At 73.9% G+C, this 15,821-nt stretch carries 14 protein-coding genes; 9 read left to right on the plus strand and 5 right to left on the minus strand.

The features are described 5' to 3' along the window. The first annotated feature begins 221 nt into the window (after positions 1 to 221). The 7 genes from KYT88_RS15010 (at position 222) to KYT88_RS15040 (ending at position 7,434) form a co-directional block, all read left to right on the plus strand. Entirely contained in the window at positions 222 to 1,430 is a 1,209-nt protein-coding gene (locus KYT88_RS15010) for a hypothetical protein (RefSeq protein WP_237583703.1), read from the plus strand. A gap of 1 nt (position 1,431) precedes the next feature. Continuing rightward, positions 1,432 to 3,090, plus strand: a complete 1,659-nt coding sequence (locus tag KYT88_RS15015) for a glycosyltransferase family 2 protein (protein ID WP_043583792.1) — start codon at positions 1,432 to 1,434, stop codon at positions 3,088 to 3,090. 49 nt (positions 3,091 to 3,139) lie between these two features. Next, on the plus strand, positions 3,140 to 3,859 hold the full coding sequence (locus KYT88_RS15020) for an HAD family hydrolase (RefSeq protein ID WP_051629211.1): 720 nt from the start codon (positions 3,140 to 3,142) through the stop codon (positions 3,857 to 3,859). 113 nt (positions 3,860 to 3,972) lie between these two features. Next, a complete protein-coding gene (locus tag KYT88_RS15025) occupies positions 3,973 to 4,434 on the plus strand; it encodes a MarR family winged helix-turn-helix transcriptional regulator (RefSeq protein WP_043583791.1) in 462 nt (153 codons plus the stop codon). A gap of 59 nt (positions 4,435 to 4,493) precedes the next feature. Beyond that, on the plus strand, positions 4,494 to 5,363 hold the full coding sequence (locus tag KYT88_RS15030) for a M56 family metallopeptidase (RefSeq protein WP_043583790.1): 870 nt from the start codon (positions 4,494 to 4,496) through the stop codon (positions 5,361 to 5,363). 250 nt (positions 5,364 to 5,613) lie between these two features. Further along, positions 5,614 to 6,723, plus strand: a complete 1,110-nt coding sequence (locus KYT88_RS15035; RefSeq protein ID WP_043583789.1) for a VIT1/CCC1 transporter family protein — start codon at positions 5,614 to 5,616, stop codon at positions 6,721 to 6,723. Between the two features lie 63 nt (positions 6,724 to 6,786). Then, positions 6,787 to 7,434, plus strand: coding sequence for a HEAT repeat domain-containing protein (locus KYT88_RS15040; protein ID WP_043583787.1), 648 nt, complete (start codon positions 6,787 to 6,789; stop codon positions 7,432 to 7,434). Between the two features lie 96 nt (positions 7,435 to 7,530). On the opposite strand, the gene KYT88_RS15045 is transcribed toward KYT88_RS15040, so the two are convergent. Together KYT88_RS15045 and KYT88_RS15050 are read right to left on the minus strand one after the other, a co-directional pair. Beyond that, entirely contained in the window at positions 7,531 to 9,021 is a 1,491-nt protein-coding gene (locus KYT88_RS15045) for a glycoside hydrolase family 28 protein (RefSeq protein ID WP_043583786.1), read from the minus strand. 106 nt (positions 9,022 to 9,127) lie between these two features. Then, positions 9,128 to 9,994, minus strand: coding sequence for an alpha/beta fold hydrolase (locus KYT88_RS15050; RefSeq protein WP_051629210.1), 867 nt, complete (start codon positions 9,992 to 9,994; stop codon positions 9,128 to 9,130). A 149-nt stretch (positions 9,995 to 10,143) separates the two neighbouring features. Here KYT88_RS15050 and ectB point away from each other — a divergent pair, with 149 nt between their 5' ends. Beyond that, positions 10,144 to 11,478 (plus strand): diaminobutyrate--2-oxoglutarate transaminase, encoded by a 1,335-nt coding sequence (ectB, locus tag KYT88_RS15055; RefSeq protein ID WP_200871132.1) that lies wholly within the window; start codon positions 10,144 to 10,146, stop codon positions 11,476 to 11,478. 99 nt (positions 11,479 to 11,577) lie between these two features. Then, positions 11,578 to 12,771: a Fic family protein gene (locus tag KYT88_RS15060; RefSeq protein ID WP_043583784.1), complete on the plus strand. Its 1,194-nt coding sequence runs from the start codon at positions 11,578 to 11,580 to the stop codon at positions 12,769 to 12,771. A 51-nt stretch (positions 12,772 to 12,822) separates the two neighbouring features. Here KYT88_RS15060 and KYT88_RS15065 read toward each other — a convergent pair whose 3' ends face one another. From KYT88_RS15065 to KYT88_RS15075, 3 genes are read right to left on the minus strand one after another with little or no spacing between them, the layout of a single operon-like run. Continuing rightward, entirely contained in the window at positions 12,823 to 13,170 is a 348-nt protein-coding gene (locus KYT88_RS15065) for an ASCH domain-containing protein (protein ID WP_043583782.1), read from the minus strand. Positions 13,171 to 13,216: 46 nt separating this feature from the next. Then, positions 13,217 to 13,882 (minus strand): response regulator transcription factor, encoded by a 666-nt coding sequence (locus KYT88_RS15070; protein WP_043583779.1) that lies wholly within the window; start codon positions 13,880 to 13,882, stop codon positions 13,217 to 13,219. Continuing rightward, entirely contained in the window at positions 13,879 to 15,768 is a 1,890-nt protein-coding gene (locus tag KYT88_RS15075; protein ID WP_043583777.1) for a sensor histidine kinase, read from the minus strand. The genes KYT88_RS15070 and KYT88_RS15075 overlap by 4 nt, the downstream gene beginning before the upstream one ends. Positions 15,769 to 15,821 lie beyond the last annotated feature (53 nt).

Here is a 15,821-nt window from a genome sequence, read left to right on the forward strand (position 1 = left end):
GCCGTGGACGGGCGGACGCGGTCCGCGGGCCCGCGCCCTCCTCCCCGCCTATCCGCTCACCGTCGGGCCCCGTACCGCTGCCGGGGACCCGCCCATACTGACGATGCGCGGCGCCTCGCCGCCGTGTCCTCGGGGGTGGATCTGATGGTGTCCGGTGCGTCCCGCCGCCGCGCGCTCCGTCGCGCCCGGGCGAGCGCATCCGCATCCACCGCCGTGCGCCCATGACGACGATGACCGTCGTCGACGCGGCCACGTCCCGTGCCGCCGCGAGGGCAGCCGGCGCCGGTTCGGGAGCGTCCGCCGCGCGCGTGCGCATCGACCCGTACCCCCTCCGCCGCAGGAACCGCTGGCTCCTGCGCCTGCTCCTCTCCCTCCCGTACGTCGTGGTCGCGATCCTCGGCGAGCGGGCGGCCGCACAGACGCCGCCGGCGACGAGCACGGTGAACGCCGACCTCCTCGCGCGGGTCGCCCGGATCGACTGGACCCGGGCCGACGCCGCATGGGTCGGCGACCTCTACCCGCCCGTCGGCACGGTCATCGCGGCCATCACCCCAGGCGGCACGCTCGGCCTCGGGATCGTCGGCGCGCTCATCGCGGGTCCGTTCCTGCAGCAGATGCTCCAGGCGATGCAGCAGCGCCGCTTCCCGCCCGTCGAGTCGGCCATGTTCATGGCCGCCCTCGGCGCCAACCCGCTGTTCGCCCACATGGTCACGACCAACCTCGAGGCGTTCCTCGGCGTCGCGGCGTTCGGCGTGGGCGCGACCAGCATGGTCCGGTTCGTCGCCTACCGGAACACGCAGGCCGGCTTCCGCGCGGGGCTGCTGTTCTCGCTCGCGGCCCTCTCGAGCGCGAGCGGCATCGTCTACATCGTCGTCATCGGGCTGGCCGCGCCGCTGGTCACGCTGGCCCGCCGTGGGGAGCGCGGGGCCCGGGCGTCGAACATCCTCGTGCTCCTGTTCCCGACCCTCTCGGCGTTCCTCACCGTCTCGTTCCTGCAGCTCGTGTTCCTGCACCGGCCCTTCGCGTTCATCGAGGCGCAGTTCCACTACGACCCCGCGCTCTGGGCGACCGTGCCGCAGCTCGTCACCACCCTCAACGGGTTCCTGCTGCTCGCGCCGATGATCTCCGGGTGGATCCTCGCGCTCCTGGTCCGCCGCCCCGGCGCCGTGCTCATCTCCACGCTGCTGTTCCTCGGCCTGCTGACGGGCTACATCCTCGGCCTGATCCCCGCCAACTCCGCCGGGAACACCTTCTTCATCATGACGATGATGGGCATGGCGATCCTCCCGGCCGCCACCACGCGACGGGCCGACGCGCTGATCACGGTCGTCGCCGCCGTCCAGATCGCCATCGCCTGGGCGGCCGCGTACAACCGGCCCGTCGTCCTCGACTGGATGGGATCCATCGCCCGCGCCATCGGATGGGCCTGAGATGACGATCGCGCAGCCGACGTGGACGGACGGCATCGATCCGGACCTCGCCCGACCTGGCGACCGCGCGCGCTACCTCGCCGAGGGCTGGCTCCCCGTCCGACGGCTCGACGACGGTCGGCAGCTCGTCGCCGCGGAGGAGCGGCGCCGGGATCCGGCGTTCGAGGCCGCGCTGGCCGAGGAGCTGGGCGGGCCGATCGCGGTCACGCTCGTCGACGCGTGGGAGCTCAAGGACGCCGTCCTGCGCCTGTTCGGCGAGGCCGTCGCGGACGACGCGGCGAACCGGCTCTTCCGCCGCAACCCCGAGCTGTCCGGCCGCTTCGTCTTCTCGCGCGGCCAGAAGGGGGGCGCCCTGGTGGCCGCGATCCTCCTCGTCGGCCTCGCCGTGATCTGGCCGCGGCAGACCGCCGTCGGCGCGCTCTCCGTGGTGAGCCTCGCGTTCCTCGCGGCGACGACCTTCAAGTTCCTGGTGGCGCTGCAGGGCGCGCGCTTCGACGTGGTGGAGCGCGTCACCGACGCGGAGGTCGCGCGGCTCGACGACGCCGACCTGCCGGTCTACACGGTCCTCGTGCCGGTGTTCCGGGAGGCCAACATCGTCGCCCAGCTCATCGAGAACCTCGGCGGCCTCGACTACCCGGCGCACAGGCTCGAGGTGCTCATCCTCATCGAGGAGGAGGACTCCGAGACGCGGGATGCGATCGTGCACGCGGATCCGCCCGCCCACTTCCACATCGTCACCGTGCCGGCGGGCCAGCCGCAGACGAAGCCGCGCGCCTGCAACGTGGGCCTCACCCTGGCGTCGGGCGAGTTCCTCGTCATCTACGACGCCGAGGACACGCCGGATCCCGATCAGCTCAAGAAGGCCCTCATCGCCTTCGAGCGCGGAGGCCCCGAGATGGTGTGCGTGCAGGCCGCCCTCAACTACTTCAACGCGACCGAGAACGCGCTCACCCGCATGTTCACGCTCGAGTACTCGTACTGGTTCGACTACATGCTCGCCGGCCTCGACCACTCGGACCTGCCGATCCCCCTCGGCGGCACCTCCAACCACTTCCGCACGGACGCGCTCGTCGAGCTCGGCGGCTGGGACCCATACAACGTGACGGAGGACGCCGACCTCGGCATCCGCGCCTCGGCCGTCGGGTACCGCGTGGGCGTCATCAACTCGACCACCATGGAGGAGGCCAACACCTCCATCCCGAACTTCATCCGCCAGCGCTCGCGATGGATCAAGGGGTACATGCAGACGACGCTCGTGCACGCCCGGCGTCCCGTCGCCCTCATCCGCGAGGTCGGGATCGTGCGCTTCCTGTCGTTCGCGCTGCTCATCGGCGGGACGCCGGCGACGTTCCTCGGCGTCATCCCCTTCTACCTGGTGACGATCGCGTCGCTGGCGATCCCGAGCACGGTCCTCACCTCGGTCTTCCCGGCCTGGGCGCTCTGGACGAGCCTGTTCAACTTCCTCATCGGCAACGGGGTCATGGTCTACGTCTCGATGATGGGGCCGTTCAAGCGCGGCACCTTCCACCTGATCCTGTGGTCGCTGCTCAACCCGGTGTACTGGATCCTGCACTCCATCGCCGCGTACAAGGGCCTCTGGCAGCTGCTCACCCGGCCGCACTACTGGGAGAAGACGGAGCACGGCCTCACCCAGCAGTGAGGGTGCGGGTTCCCGGCGGGCACCCGCACGACCCTCGTAGGGTGGCAGCGTGACCGCACCCGACACGTCCACGCCCTCCGCCGCCGTCGTCGGCTCCGCGCCCTGGAGCTGCATCCTCCTCGACCTCGACGGCACCATCACCGACTCGGCCCCCGGCATCACCGCGCAGCTCGCGAAGACCCTCGTCTTCATGGGCCTGCCCGTGCCCGGCCCGGCGCAGCTCCTCGAGTACGTCGGCCCGCCCATCCTCGACTCGTTCCGCGACCTCGCCGGCATGGACGACGACGCCCAGCAGCGCGCGCTCGCCCACTACCGCGAGGGCTACGCGGGCGGCGGCGTCTTCGACAGCTCGGTGTACGCCGGCGTCCCCGAGGTGCTGCGCGCGATCCACGCCGCCGGCATCCCGCTCTCCCTCGCCACCAGCAAGCCCGAGTCGCAGGCCCGCCGCGTGCTCGACCACTACGGCCTCACCGACCTCTTCACGGAGATCTGCGGCGCGAGCGAGGACGAGGTGCGATCGGCGAAGGCCGACGTCATCGAGGAGGCGCTGCGCCGACTGCGCGCGGCGGGCGTCGACCTCGGCAACGCGGTGATGGTGGGCGACCGCGAGCACGACGTGCTCGGCGCGGCCGCCCACGGGATCCCGACCGTCATGGTCGGCTGGGGCTACGGCAGCCCGGCGGAGGCGGCGGGCACCATCGCGGTGGTCGAGACGGCCGCCGAGCTGGAGGCCCGACTGCTCCCGACGGCGGCGCGACCCGCCGCCTGAGGCCGCCGCTCCGAATCCCTCACAAGCAGGAGCCTTTCCACAGATCCGGTTGCTGAGGCCCGATGGCCCCGGGGTTAGCAACACGGAGTGACAGAATGACCCGCGGAGGAACCATGTCAACACCGCAGGACCTGCAGGACCCGCTCGCGCTCGACAGGCAGGTCAGCTACTCGCTCGTCGTCGCCGCCCGCAGCGTGACCGCCCTCTACCGACCCATCCTCGACCCGCTGGGGCTCACCCACCCCCAGTACCTCGTGCTCCTCGCGCTCTGGGCCCGCGGGCCCCGCTCGGTCAAGGACCTGAGCCACGAGCTCCAGCTCGACAGCGCCACGCTGTCCCCGCTCCTCAAGCGGCTGGAGGCGATGGGCCACGTGTGGCGCGTCCGCCGGGCCACCGACGAGCGCGTGCTGGAGATCGGCCTCACCGACCAGGGCCGCGAGCTCCGCGAGAAGGCCGTCGACATCCCGCAGCAGATCCGCGACCGCCTCTCCATGACGGAGGAGCAGCTCGAGGGCCTGAAGACCGTGCTGAGCCAGGTCATCGACAACGCGAAGGCCCTCCCCGAGACCATCTGACCGGCCGACGCACCACCGGCCGTGGCGCACCACCGCACCATCCGATCGGAGCGCGACCAGTGAGCGACACGGTCCGCGCGGTGCTCCTGCTCGAGTGCTACGTCACGGTCACCCTCCTGGCGCCGCTCCTCCTCGGCCGCCTGCCGCTCGTCGCGCAGCGACCCGTCGCGATGCTCGCGGCGTGGCACGGATTCCTCGTCACCGCGGTGTTGAGCCTCGGATCCGGGCTCGGCCTCCTCATCCACCAGGGCATGGCGATGCAGGCGGGCGCCGGCCCGCAGCAGGACGCGGACACGGCGCCCGTCGCCGCGATCCCGCTGGCCTACGTGGCCGCCGGCGTGCTCGGCGTGCTGCTGTTCCGCATCGTGGAGGAGGGCGGCCGGGTGGTGCGCGAGGCCAGGCAGCGCGCGGGCGAGGTGGCGACGCTGCTGCTCGCGTCGCGGCCGTACCGGGTGGCCGGGAGGGATGCGCGCCTCGTCGAGTCCGACGTCCCGCTCGCCGCGCTCTCGCCCGCCACCGGCGTGATCCTGCTCACGACCGAGGCGCGCGCCCGCCTCGACGACGACGAGCTCGCGGCCGTGCTCGAGCACGAGACCGCGCACCTGGAGCAGCGGCACGCGCTGGCGGTGCGGATCGCGCAGGTCTCCCGCGCGATCCTGCCGGCGCTGCCCGCGAGCCAGCGCCTCGCGCTCTCCACGACCATCGCCATCGAGTTCATCGCGGACGACCACGCGGCCCGGGTCGCCGGGCCGGCCACGGTCGCCGCGGCCCTCCGCAAGCTGGATCCCGACGGCGGCCTCTCCGCCCTCCGCGCCGACCGCATGCGCCACCCCCGCGGCGGGCACCGGGTCGCGCTGCGGCTGCTGTGCGCCGTCGCGTGCGCGCTCCCTGTGCTGCCGCTGGTCATCGTGCTGCTGCCGGCGGCCTGAGCCACGGGCCACCCGGGCCGCTCGGACCCGTGCGCTAGGGTCTCCTCTCGAAGGGGAGTAGTCCCCCCGGCCTTCGAGCCGGACGGCGATGCGTCGACATGCTGGCCCCCAGGGCCCGGTGCATCACCCGCCACGAGCACGAGCGGCGGGCGGACGAGACCTTCGGCCAGACGAACGACAGGCGCACGCGCGCCGTCGCGTCGGCCGGAGTCCCTCCCAGGTTCCCGGCCGTCGCCCGACCGGAGGACCCATGACATCCGTGCCCCCTGCCCGAACGCCCGATCCGACGCCCGCCCAGGTGCGCCGCTGGCGGCAGTACCTCGCCGACGAGCGCGCCGAGGCCGCCGTCTACCGCGACCTCGCCGGTCGCCGCACGGGCGAGGAGCGCGAGATCCTGCTCGCCCTCGCCGAGGCCGAGGGCCGCCACGCCGACCACTGGATCGAGCTGCTCGGCGACCGCGTCGGCAAGCCCGTGCGCGGCGACGTCCGCACGCGGATCCTCGGCGTGCTCGCCCGCCGGTTCGGATCCGTCTTCGTGCTCGCGCTCGCCCAGCGCGCCGAGAGCCGGTCGCCGTACGCGGACGACGCCGACGCGACCGACGCCATGGCGGCCGACGAGCGCGTGCACGAGGAGGTCGTGCGCGGCCTCGCCACCCGCGGGCGCATGCGCCTGTCGGGAACATTCCGCGCCGCCGTGTTCGGCGCCAACGACGGGCTCGTCAGCAACCTGGCGCTCGTGCTCGGCATCACGGCCACGGGCGTGCCCAACGCCGTGATCCTCGCCACGGGCCTCGCCGGCCTCCTCGCCGGCGCGCTCTCGATGGGCGCGGGCGAGTTCGTGTCGGTGCGCTCCCAGCGCGAGCTGCTCGAGGCCTCGGCCCCGGATCCGGGCACGCGCGACGCGCTCCCCCACCTCGACGTGGACGCCAACGAGCTCGCCCTCGTCTACCGCGCCCGCGGCATGACCGAGGAGGAGGCGCTGACGCACGCCGACGAGGTGCTGCGCGACCTCGCGGCCGAGACCCGGCCGATCCCGGTCAGCATCGCGGGCGTCGTCGCGCCGGAGGACGACCACGAGAGCGTCGGCACCGCCTGGGGCGCGGCGATCTCGAGCTTCTGCTTCTTCGCGTCCGGCGCCGTGATCCCGGTCCTCCCGTACCTCTTCGGGCTGCAGGGGCTCGCGGCACTCGCCCTCGCGTGCGTGCTCGTGGCCATCGCCCTGTCGATCACGGGCGCGGTCACCGGCCTCCTCTCGGGCGGCCCGCCGCTGCGCCGCGCGGGACGCCAGCTGCTCATCGGCTTCGGCGCGGCCGGGGCCACCTACCTGCTGGGGCTGCTCTTCAACACGCAGGCCGGCTGATCCGCGGGTCCCGCCGCTCGCGGGCGGCGGGGCCGGCCTGCCGCAGCCGATACGGTTGTCCGCATGGCTGACGGAGATGACCCCCGCCGTCGCGAGGACTCCCTCGCGACGCGCATGAGCGACGCGGTGTCGCGCACGAGCGAGCGGGAGGTCGCCCTGCGGGCGATGGGCCTGCTGGACGGCCTGTACGAGGGCGACGACTTCCTGCTGCTGGTCGGCGGACGCCACGCACGCGGGATCCTCAACGGCGCACCTCCCCTCTACTGGCCCGAGGCCTGGGGTGCCCGCGCGCTCCTCTACGCCTGGACCCCCGAGGCCGCCAAGGTCGTCGAGAAGAACCTCACGAACCGCGCCTGGCGCGTGCGCGAGGCGTGCGCGAAGGTCGTCGCGACCCGGCAGCTGCCGCTCGTGCGCGCCCTCACCGTCCTCGTCACCGACGAGAACGCCCGCGTCCGCGGTGCCGCCCTCCGCGCGCTCGGCGCCGTCGGCGGCCCGTCCGACGAGGAGGTCATCCGCCGTGCGCTGACGGATCCCGACACCTCCGTGCGCGTTGCGGCCCACGACGGCCTCGAGGCCCTCGCCGCCCGCCACGAGCAGGTGCTCTCCCCCGCCGGTCGGCACGCGGCCGCCGCGGCCGAGGCGAGCGCGGCGACGGACGCGGACGACGACGCTGACGACGCCGACGACGCCGAGGACGCCGACCGCTCCTAGCCCGCGAGCAGACGGGTGAGGGGCGGCGACCAAGCGGTCGTCGCCCCTCACCCGTCCCCGATCCGATCAGGACGCGCGGATCCCGCGCGTAGCCGGTCAGAGGGCCGGGAAGGCGGGGAAGGCGCAGGTCGGCGGGTCCCCGGCGTCGGTGCCCGCGGTCACGTGCACGTCCGGCCGGGTGGACGCCAGCGGCACGCCCCCGAACGTCGCGCCCGCCGTGGTGATGTCCGCCACGGCCGTGTCGACGGGCGCGGCGTCGACCGACGTGCGGCGGAGCTCCAGGCCCAGCGGGTGCGCCGAGTCGAAGCCCTCGAGCGCGGACGACGCCAGGTGCAGCGAGCGCGTGGCCCGGAAGCCGTCCACCACGATCCCCGTGAACGTCGGGACCGAGGATCCGGCCCCCTCCGAGTAGCTCGGGTCGAACACCATCGGGTACTTCACCTCGTCGACGCACACGTCGCGGTACTCGACGTCCTGCACGACGCCGCCCGACGCGGCGGAGCTCTTGATGCGGATCCCCCCGGCCGCGACGCTCAGCGCCCCGAAGGCGTCCCGTCCGCTGACGGTGACGCGGGCGACGAGCACGTCGCCCACCCCGGCCTGCGTCTCGCTGCCGATCGCGACGCCGTGCGTGCCGAACAGGTGGTCGTCGAGGACGCTGATGTGGGCGGACGCCGCGGTGCCCGCCTTGACGGCGATCCCGTCGTCGCCGGCGCTGATCCACGACTGCGCGATCGTCACGTCGGTGGCGCCGGCCGGGTCGATGCCGTCCGTGTTGCGGGCGCCGGCGGGCGTCCGGATCCGCACGCCCCACACGGTGAGGCCGTCGCCGTGGTCGAAGGACACGTGCGTGCCGGGCGAGTCCACGAGGTCCACGTCGTGCAGCGTCACGTCGTCCGCCCGGGTCGCCGCGACGAGCCGGGGCACGTTCTGGTGGCCGCCCTGCTTGGCGCCCGCCGCGACCTGCCACCAGCTCGCGGTCCCGCCGAGGATCGGGAGGTCGCCCCGGCCGTCGACCCGTCCCTGGCTGAGGCCGGTCGCCGTGCTCGACGCGAGGCCGGAGTGCGACGACAGGACGATGAAGGGCCGGCAGCCGTCGCCCGCGCCGGCGACGGTGCCGCACGTCGCGCGCCCCGACACCTGGTAGTCGGCGGCCGCGCGGGAGGCGTGCAGCACGACGGAGGGATCCAGGACCAGCACCTCGCCGGCGCGCACGGTGATCGGCGCGCTGAGGAACGCCGCCGTGGTGCTCGAGGCCGCGAGGAAGACGGCGCCGCCGGATCCCGCGCACCCGTCGAGCGCGGCCTGGATGCGCGCGGTGTCCGGGGCGTGCGCCTCGTCGGCCGCGGACCCCTGCCGCTCGGCCATCGCGGTGCGAGCCGGGACGGTGGCGCACGTGGTCGCCGGCGCGACCGGCTCCGTGACGGTGCGCCGGTCGCCCTGCACGACGGATCCCGCGTCACCCGCCGACGAGACGGACGCAGCACCTGGCGGCACCGCGGCGACCCCGACGACGGACGCGAGGACCGCCGCGACGAGCAGTCCGCCGACCAGGAGCGTGCGGATGCGGTGGGGAGCGAGGCCCATGCGGCGCCCTTCCGAGGATCAGGGCGAGGAGGTCCCGCGCGATGCGGCCACGGTAGGCCGCCCGGCGACGGCCCGCGCGGACGCTCCCCAGCGGGCCGCCGCCGGATCAGAGGCTCGCGAGGAAGTCCTCGACCAAGCCCGCGAAGAGGTCGGGCCGCTCGATCTGGGGCATGTGCCCGCAGTCGGGGATGAGGCGCGTGCGCGCGTCGGGGAGATCGCGCGCGACGGCCGCGAGGTGCGCGGGCGGGAGGATCCGGTCGCGGTCGCCCCACACCGCGAGCACCGGCAGGCCCGACTCCCGCACGCCCTCCACGAGCGGTCGGCGCCAGCGCGAGCTCACGCCGCGGACCGTGCCGAGGTCGCGCGCGATGTCGAGCATGGTCGCCGCGTGGGCCGGCCGCGCCGAGAGCTCCTGCGCGTGCCGCACGCGCACGTCCGTCGTGAGCGCCGGGTCGTGGAAGATCGTGCGGGTCGAGCGCCGCGAGTTGCCGGGCGTCGGGCGCATCAGCAGCGTCGCGAGCGGGTCGAAGGCGAGCATGCGGAGACCGACGGTGACCTGCCGGCCGAAGCCCGCGCTGTCCGCGAGCACGAGCGCGCGCACGCGTTCCGGATGCCGGGTCGCGAGGGTCATCGCGACCGCGCCGCCGAGCGAGTTGCCGACCACGGTCACGGGGCCGGCGACGCCCGCCGCGTCGAGGTAGGCGGGCAGCGCGTCCGCGAGCGACTCCAGCGTGGTCGCTCCGACGACGGGATCCGACCAGCCGAACCCCGGCAGGTCGAGGCTGTGCAGCTCGTGGCCTGCGGAGAGGCGGGCGTGCTGCTCGTCCCAGTCCTCGAGGCTGCGGCCGATGCCGTGCAGGAGGAGGAGCGGATCCCCGGAGCCCGTCACGCGGTGCCGCACCCGCCGGCCGCCGACGTCGAGCATCGCGGTCCCCGGGGCCCGGAGCGGATCGACGTCCCCGGATGCGGCCATGTCGCGACCCTACCGAGGATCCCCCGGGCGAGGGATTCCGGCGATGTCGGGAGGAGGTGCGACGATGGAGGGGCTGCGCATCGCAGCGCCTTCCCCGTCGCCCGGAGCCACGAGCCCGCCCGACGTGCGGCGATCGACCCAGGTCGCCGATGAGCATCAAGGAGCGACACGGCATGACGATCTTCGAGCAGATGGAGTCCGAGGTCCGGAGCTACAGCCGCGGCTGGCCGGTCGTGTTCGACCGCGCGGTGGGCAGCGAGATGTTCACGGCCGACGGCGACCGCTACCTCGACTTCTTCGCGGGCGCCGGCGCGCTCAACTACGGGCACAACAACCCGGCGCTCAAGCAGAAGCTCGTCGACTACATCCTCCGCGACGGCGTCACGCACTCCCTCGACATGTTCACGGAGGCCCGCCGCGACTTCCTGCAGACATTCCAGGACGTCATCCTCCAGCCGCGCGGGCTCGACTACCGCATCATGTTCCCCGGCCCGGGCGGCGCGAACGCGGTCGAGGCCGCCATGAAGCTCGCGCGCAAGGTCACCGGCCGCACCACGATCGTCCACTTCACCAACTCGTTCCACGGCATGACCGAGGGCGCGCTCTCGGTCACCGGCAACGCGCTCAAGCGCGGCGGCGCCGGGCACCCGCTGCACCACGCGGTCGCGGTGCCGTTCGACGGCTACCTCGGCGGGGGGACCGACACCCTCGCGTACTTCGAGAAGCTGCTCGACGACTCGGGCTCGGGCGTCGACACGCCCGCCGGCGTCATCGTCGAGACCGTGCAGGGCGAGGGCGGCATCAACGTCGCGACGCCCGAGTGGCTGCGGAAGCTGCGCGAGCTGACGGCGCGCCACGGCATCGTGCTCATCGTCGACGACGTGCAGATGGGCTGCGGCCGCACGGGCGGGTTCTTCAGCTTCGAGGAGTCGGGGATAGTCCCCGACATCGTCACGCTCTCCAAGTCCATCGGCGGCTACGGCCTGCCCATGGCCCTCACTCTCCTCAAGCCCGAGCTCGACCAGTGGAAGCCGGGCGAGCACAACGGCACCTTCCGCGGCATCGCGCCCGCGTTCCTCACGGGGGCCGAGGCGCTGCGCCTGTACTGGGCCGACGGCGAGCTCGAGGCGTCCACGCTGCGCAAGGGCGAGCGGATCCACGAGGTCTTCACCGAGATCGCCGCCGACGCCGCGCCGGAGATGCAGCTCGAGGTGCGCGGCCGCGGCCTCGCGCGCGGCATCGAGTTCCCCTCGGGCGACCTTGCCGGCGCGGTCTGCCGGGCGGCGTTCGAGCGCGGCATGCTCATGGAGACGAGCGGCGCCGGCGGCACGGTCATGAAGGTGCTGCCCGCCCTCACCATCACCGACGAGCAGGTCGAGGAGGGGCTCGCCATCATCCGCGCGTCCGTCCGCGAGGTCCTCGGCTCCACGAGCGAGGAGCTCGCGGCCGACGAGGTGCCGCTGCCGGTGGTGGTCGGGAGCTGATCCGCTCCTCCGCAGCCTCGCTGTCACGATCTCGGCTGCTAGTGTCACTTCCACGCGACAAGTGTCAGTGTCTCGCGTCATGGTGACAGGAGCGAGACGATGCCGGAGTGGCCTCAGCACGAGAACCGCACGGTCCCCTGGCGGAGCACGGGACGACGCGGCCCGCGCGAGGATCGCGTCTTCTCAGAGGTCGCCGTGGCGCTCCCGCCCCATCTCGCCGACATCGCCGTCCCGCCGACGGCCCCGCGCGACCTCGTGCGCGCGCGGTATGAGACGGAGGAGCTCGAACGCGTGGCCGGCGACCTGTTGCAGCCGCTGGCGGGCTTCCTCATCCGGATGGAGTCCGTCGCGTCCTCGCGCATCGAGCAGGTCGAGGCCAGCACCACCGCCTTTGCCCGCGCCCTCGGAGGCGTGAAGGAGAACCCGTCGGCGATGTCCATGGTCTCCGCCGGCCGCGCCATCACCGCGCTCATCGACGCATCCGCGACATCCATCGACCTCGACGCGATCCTGCGAGCGCATGAGCTGCTGATGCAGGACGATCCCGGGGAGCGCGAGCACGCCGGGCGGGTCCGGGACGTGCAGAACTGGATCGGCGGATCGCAGCACACCCCGCGCGGGGCGCTGTACGTACCGCCACCCCCGGAGCTCGTGCAGGAGCTCCTCGTCGACCTGCTGTCGTTCGCGAACCGGGACGACGTGGATCCGATCGCCCAAGCCGCGATCGTGCACGCGCAGTTCGAGAGCATCCATCCGTTCACCGACGGGAACGGCCGGATCGGCCGCGCCCTCATCGGAGCGGTCCTCCGTCGTCGGGGGATCACGCCGAACACGGTGCTGCCGGTCGCGTCGGCCCTGGCCGCGGACACCGACCACTACTTCGGGCTGCTCACCGCCTACCGATCCGGTGACGTGCAGGCGATCATCACCGATGTGGCGCTGTGCGTCGAGGTCGCCGCACGAGAGGCCCGCGGGACGGCCCGGTCGTTCATCCTCTACTCCGACGTGTGGCGGCGGGAAGTCGGGATGCGCGCTGGCAGCGCGACGGACCAGGTGCTCGACATGCTGGTCGGCCTGCCGGTGTTCACCGCCGAGCAGCTGACCGCACGCGCCGGACTCGGGGACCGGGCTGCGTACCGGGCGATCGAGCAGCTCCAGGAGTCGGGGATCATCACCGAGGTCACGGAGCGCAAACGCGATCGCATCTACGCCGTCACGGACGTGCTGGACGAATTCGAGGATCTCGACGACCGCATCCGGTCCCGCATCACCCGGCTCCGCACGCCCGGCTGAGTCACGAACCCGCGAGCCTCGCCGCCGCGCGTCGCCTCGTGGGCGTTCGACTCAGCCCGCAGGCGAGGTGTCCTGCAGCGCGATCTCCGCGACCACGACGGCCGCCGATGTCGACATGGTCGGGTAGTAGTTCTCGCGGAGCTGCTCGGCGAAGAGGGCCATGTCCGTGCCCGGCGGCTGATGCGCGTCCTCCGGCGTGAGATCGGACAGCAGGTGACGCCGCACGGAGGTGACCCGACCGGCGAGCGGGACGGCGGTGGGGTGCTCGTCGAAGACGAACGTGGCCGGACCGACCCGCAGGTCCTCCTCGAAGCGCACGGTGGTGACCTTCTCGCCGCTGACGATCGCGTCGTGGTGCTTCCGGTGGAAGCGGATCACCTGGGCTGCTGCGTCGGGCATCCGTCGAGCCTACGGGCGGTGACGAGGGCGGGCGCCGCGAGCCGGCTCAGCCGCGCGGCCGCAGGATCCGGTAGCGGTGCTCCGGGCGGCCGGTGGATCCGTAGTTGAGCTGCACGTCGACCACGCGATCGCGGGCGAGGGCGCCGAGGTAGCGCTGCGCAGTGGCGCGGGAGACGCCCACGCGCTCGGCGATCTCGGGGGCGCTGAGCTCCTGGTCGGAGGCGGACAGCGCGTCGAGCACGGCCTGCTCCGTCGCCGGCCGCTCGCGCGTCGACACCCGGCCGGGCCGGAGGGCATGGATCGCGCGGTCGATGCCGGCCTGGTCCAGCGGACGGTCGCTCGCGAGCCCCGCGCGGAAGGCCGCGTACGCCGCGAGGCGCGCGGTGAGCAGCTCCGGCACGAACGGCTTCACCAGGTAGGAGACGGCGCCGCCGCGGAGGGCGCGGCGGACGGTGGCGGGGTCGTCGGCGGCCGTGACGAGGATCACGTCGGGTTCGATGCGGCGCACGAGGTCGACGCCGCTGCCGTCGGGCAGGTACGCGTCGAGGAGCACGAGGTCGGGGCGGGACGTGTCGAGCACCGCGAGCGCCGCCCGCACGCTGCCCGCGGTGCCGACGGCCCGGAAGCCCGGCGCCTGCTCCACGATGCCCTCGTGCAGGCGGGCGATGCGGAAGTCGTCGTCGACGATGAGGACGGTGAGGTCGTCGGTCATGCGCGGGCTCCGTCGGGGTCGGGGTCGGGGTCGGGGTCGGGGTCGGGGTCGGTCCGGGTGTCGTCGGTGGGTGCGGGGGCGGGCGGATCCTGGTCGGGCGGCTCGACCACGCCCGCGAGCCGCGCGCAGAACACCGCGCCGGCCTCCGCGTGGGGCGGCGGCCCTCCGGGATCCGCGACCCACACGTCGCCGCCGTCGCGCCGGGCGATGTCGCGCACCAGCGGCAGGCCGAATCCGAGCCCGTGCGCGGAGTCCGCTCCCCCGCGGCCGCCCGCGCCGGCGACGGATGCACCGCCCGCGGACGAGCCCTCGGACAGCAGCGCCTCCGCGGTGCCGCCCACGTCGTCCGCCCGCCGCTGGAACACGCGTCCGGCATCGGACGCCGCGAGCCCGTCGCCAGAGTCCGACACCGCGATGTGCAGGTCGGCGCCGTCGTCGAGCGCCTCCACCTCCACCCACCTGTCGGCGCGGGATCCGCGGACGGCCGCGTGCATGGCGTTGTCGACGAGGTTGCCGAGGACGGTGGTGACCTCCTCTGGCCGCACGAGGATCCCGCGGACGAGCGTGCCGGGCCCGACCCGGAGCGCCACGCCCCGCTCCTCCGCCTCCATGGCCTTCGCGCCGAGGAACGCCTGCAGGTAGGGCTCGTCGACGAGCCCCGCGTCGACCGTCGGGAACGCCACGGGCCCCTGCTCGAGCACGCCCGCGAGGTAGCTGTCGGCCTCGTCGACCCGGCCGGTCGCGACGAGGCCGCGCACGACGTGGAGGCGGTTCGCGAACTCGTGCCGCTGCACGCGCAGCGCGGTGGACATCGCGGTGACGGCGGTGAGGCGGCGGCTCATGGCCTCGATGTCCGTCTCGTCGCGCAGCACCATCACCGTGCCGAGGTCGCGTCCGTCGCGGTCGACGCGCGCGACGTCGACGAAGAGGAGCCGGTCGTCGACGACCGCGCGCAGCGACGGGGATCCGGCGGCGGCCCCGGCCTGCGCGCCCGCGACCGCGTCGCGTAGCACCGGCGCGACGCCGAGGTCGGCGAGCGTGCGGCCGACCGGATCCACGAGGCCGAGCAGCGCGGCGGCCCGCGGGTTGCAGACGGTCACCCGCCCGTCCGGGCCGATGCCGAGGACGCCCTCGCCGACGCCGGAGAGGACGGCCGCCTGGTCCTGCACGAGGCCCGCCAGCTCCGACGGCTGGAGGCCGAGGGTGAGGCGGGCGAGCCGCCGCGAGAGGATCCCGCTGGCCACCGCCCCGACGCCGAGCGCGAGCAGGGCGACGACCGCGATGGCCGCGACGTCGACGCCGATGGAGTCGCGCACCGTGGCCGCCGCGAAGCCGACGCTGACCTCGCCGACGACGCGCGCGTCGTCGCCAGGAGCGTCGTCGGGAGCGTCCGCGTCCGCCAGCGCCCGCACCGGCACCTTCGCCCGCGCGGACTCCCCGAGCGTGCCGGTGGCCCACGTCACCTCCTCGCGCCCCGCGAGCGCGACCGTCGGATCCGTGCTCACGCGCTGCCCGAGCTCGGACGCGTCCGGGTGCGCGAGCCGGAGCCCCCGGTCGTCTGTGACGACGACGAAGAGCGCGCCGGTCCGTTCGCGCACCGCCTCGGCCGTCAGCTGCACCGGCCCGTCGGCGAGAGTGGAGGCGGTGGCGACCCCGGGATCCGCGGTCTCGGCCGTGACGGCGGCCCGCAGCGCCGGATCCTCGGCGGCCGTGCGCGCGATCGCGAGCGCCGTCGCCTGCGCCTCATCGCGGTTCTCGGAGGAGCTCAGCAAGCCGTAGGCGATCGTCGCGATCCCCACCACCACGAGCACGACGAGCAGCTGGAGGACGAGGGTGCGGCGCGCGAAGTCGAGCCCCGCCCGTCGTCGCCCCGTCGCCTCTCCCACCCACTGAGAATAATGCGCAGAACGTCGTCTACGTGCACTATCGCGATGAAGCG

This window comes from Clavibacter sp. A6099, assembly GCF_021919125.1.
GTDB lineage: Bacteria > Actinomycetota > Actinomycetes > Actinomycetales > Microbacteriaceae > Clavibacter > Clavibacter seminis.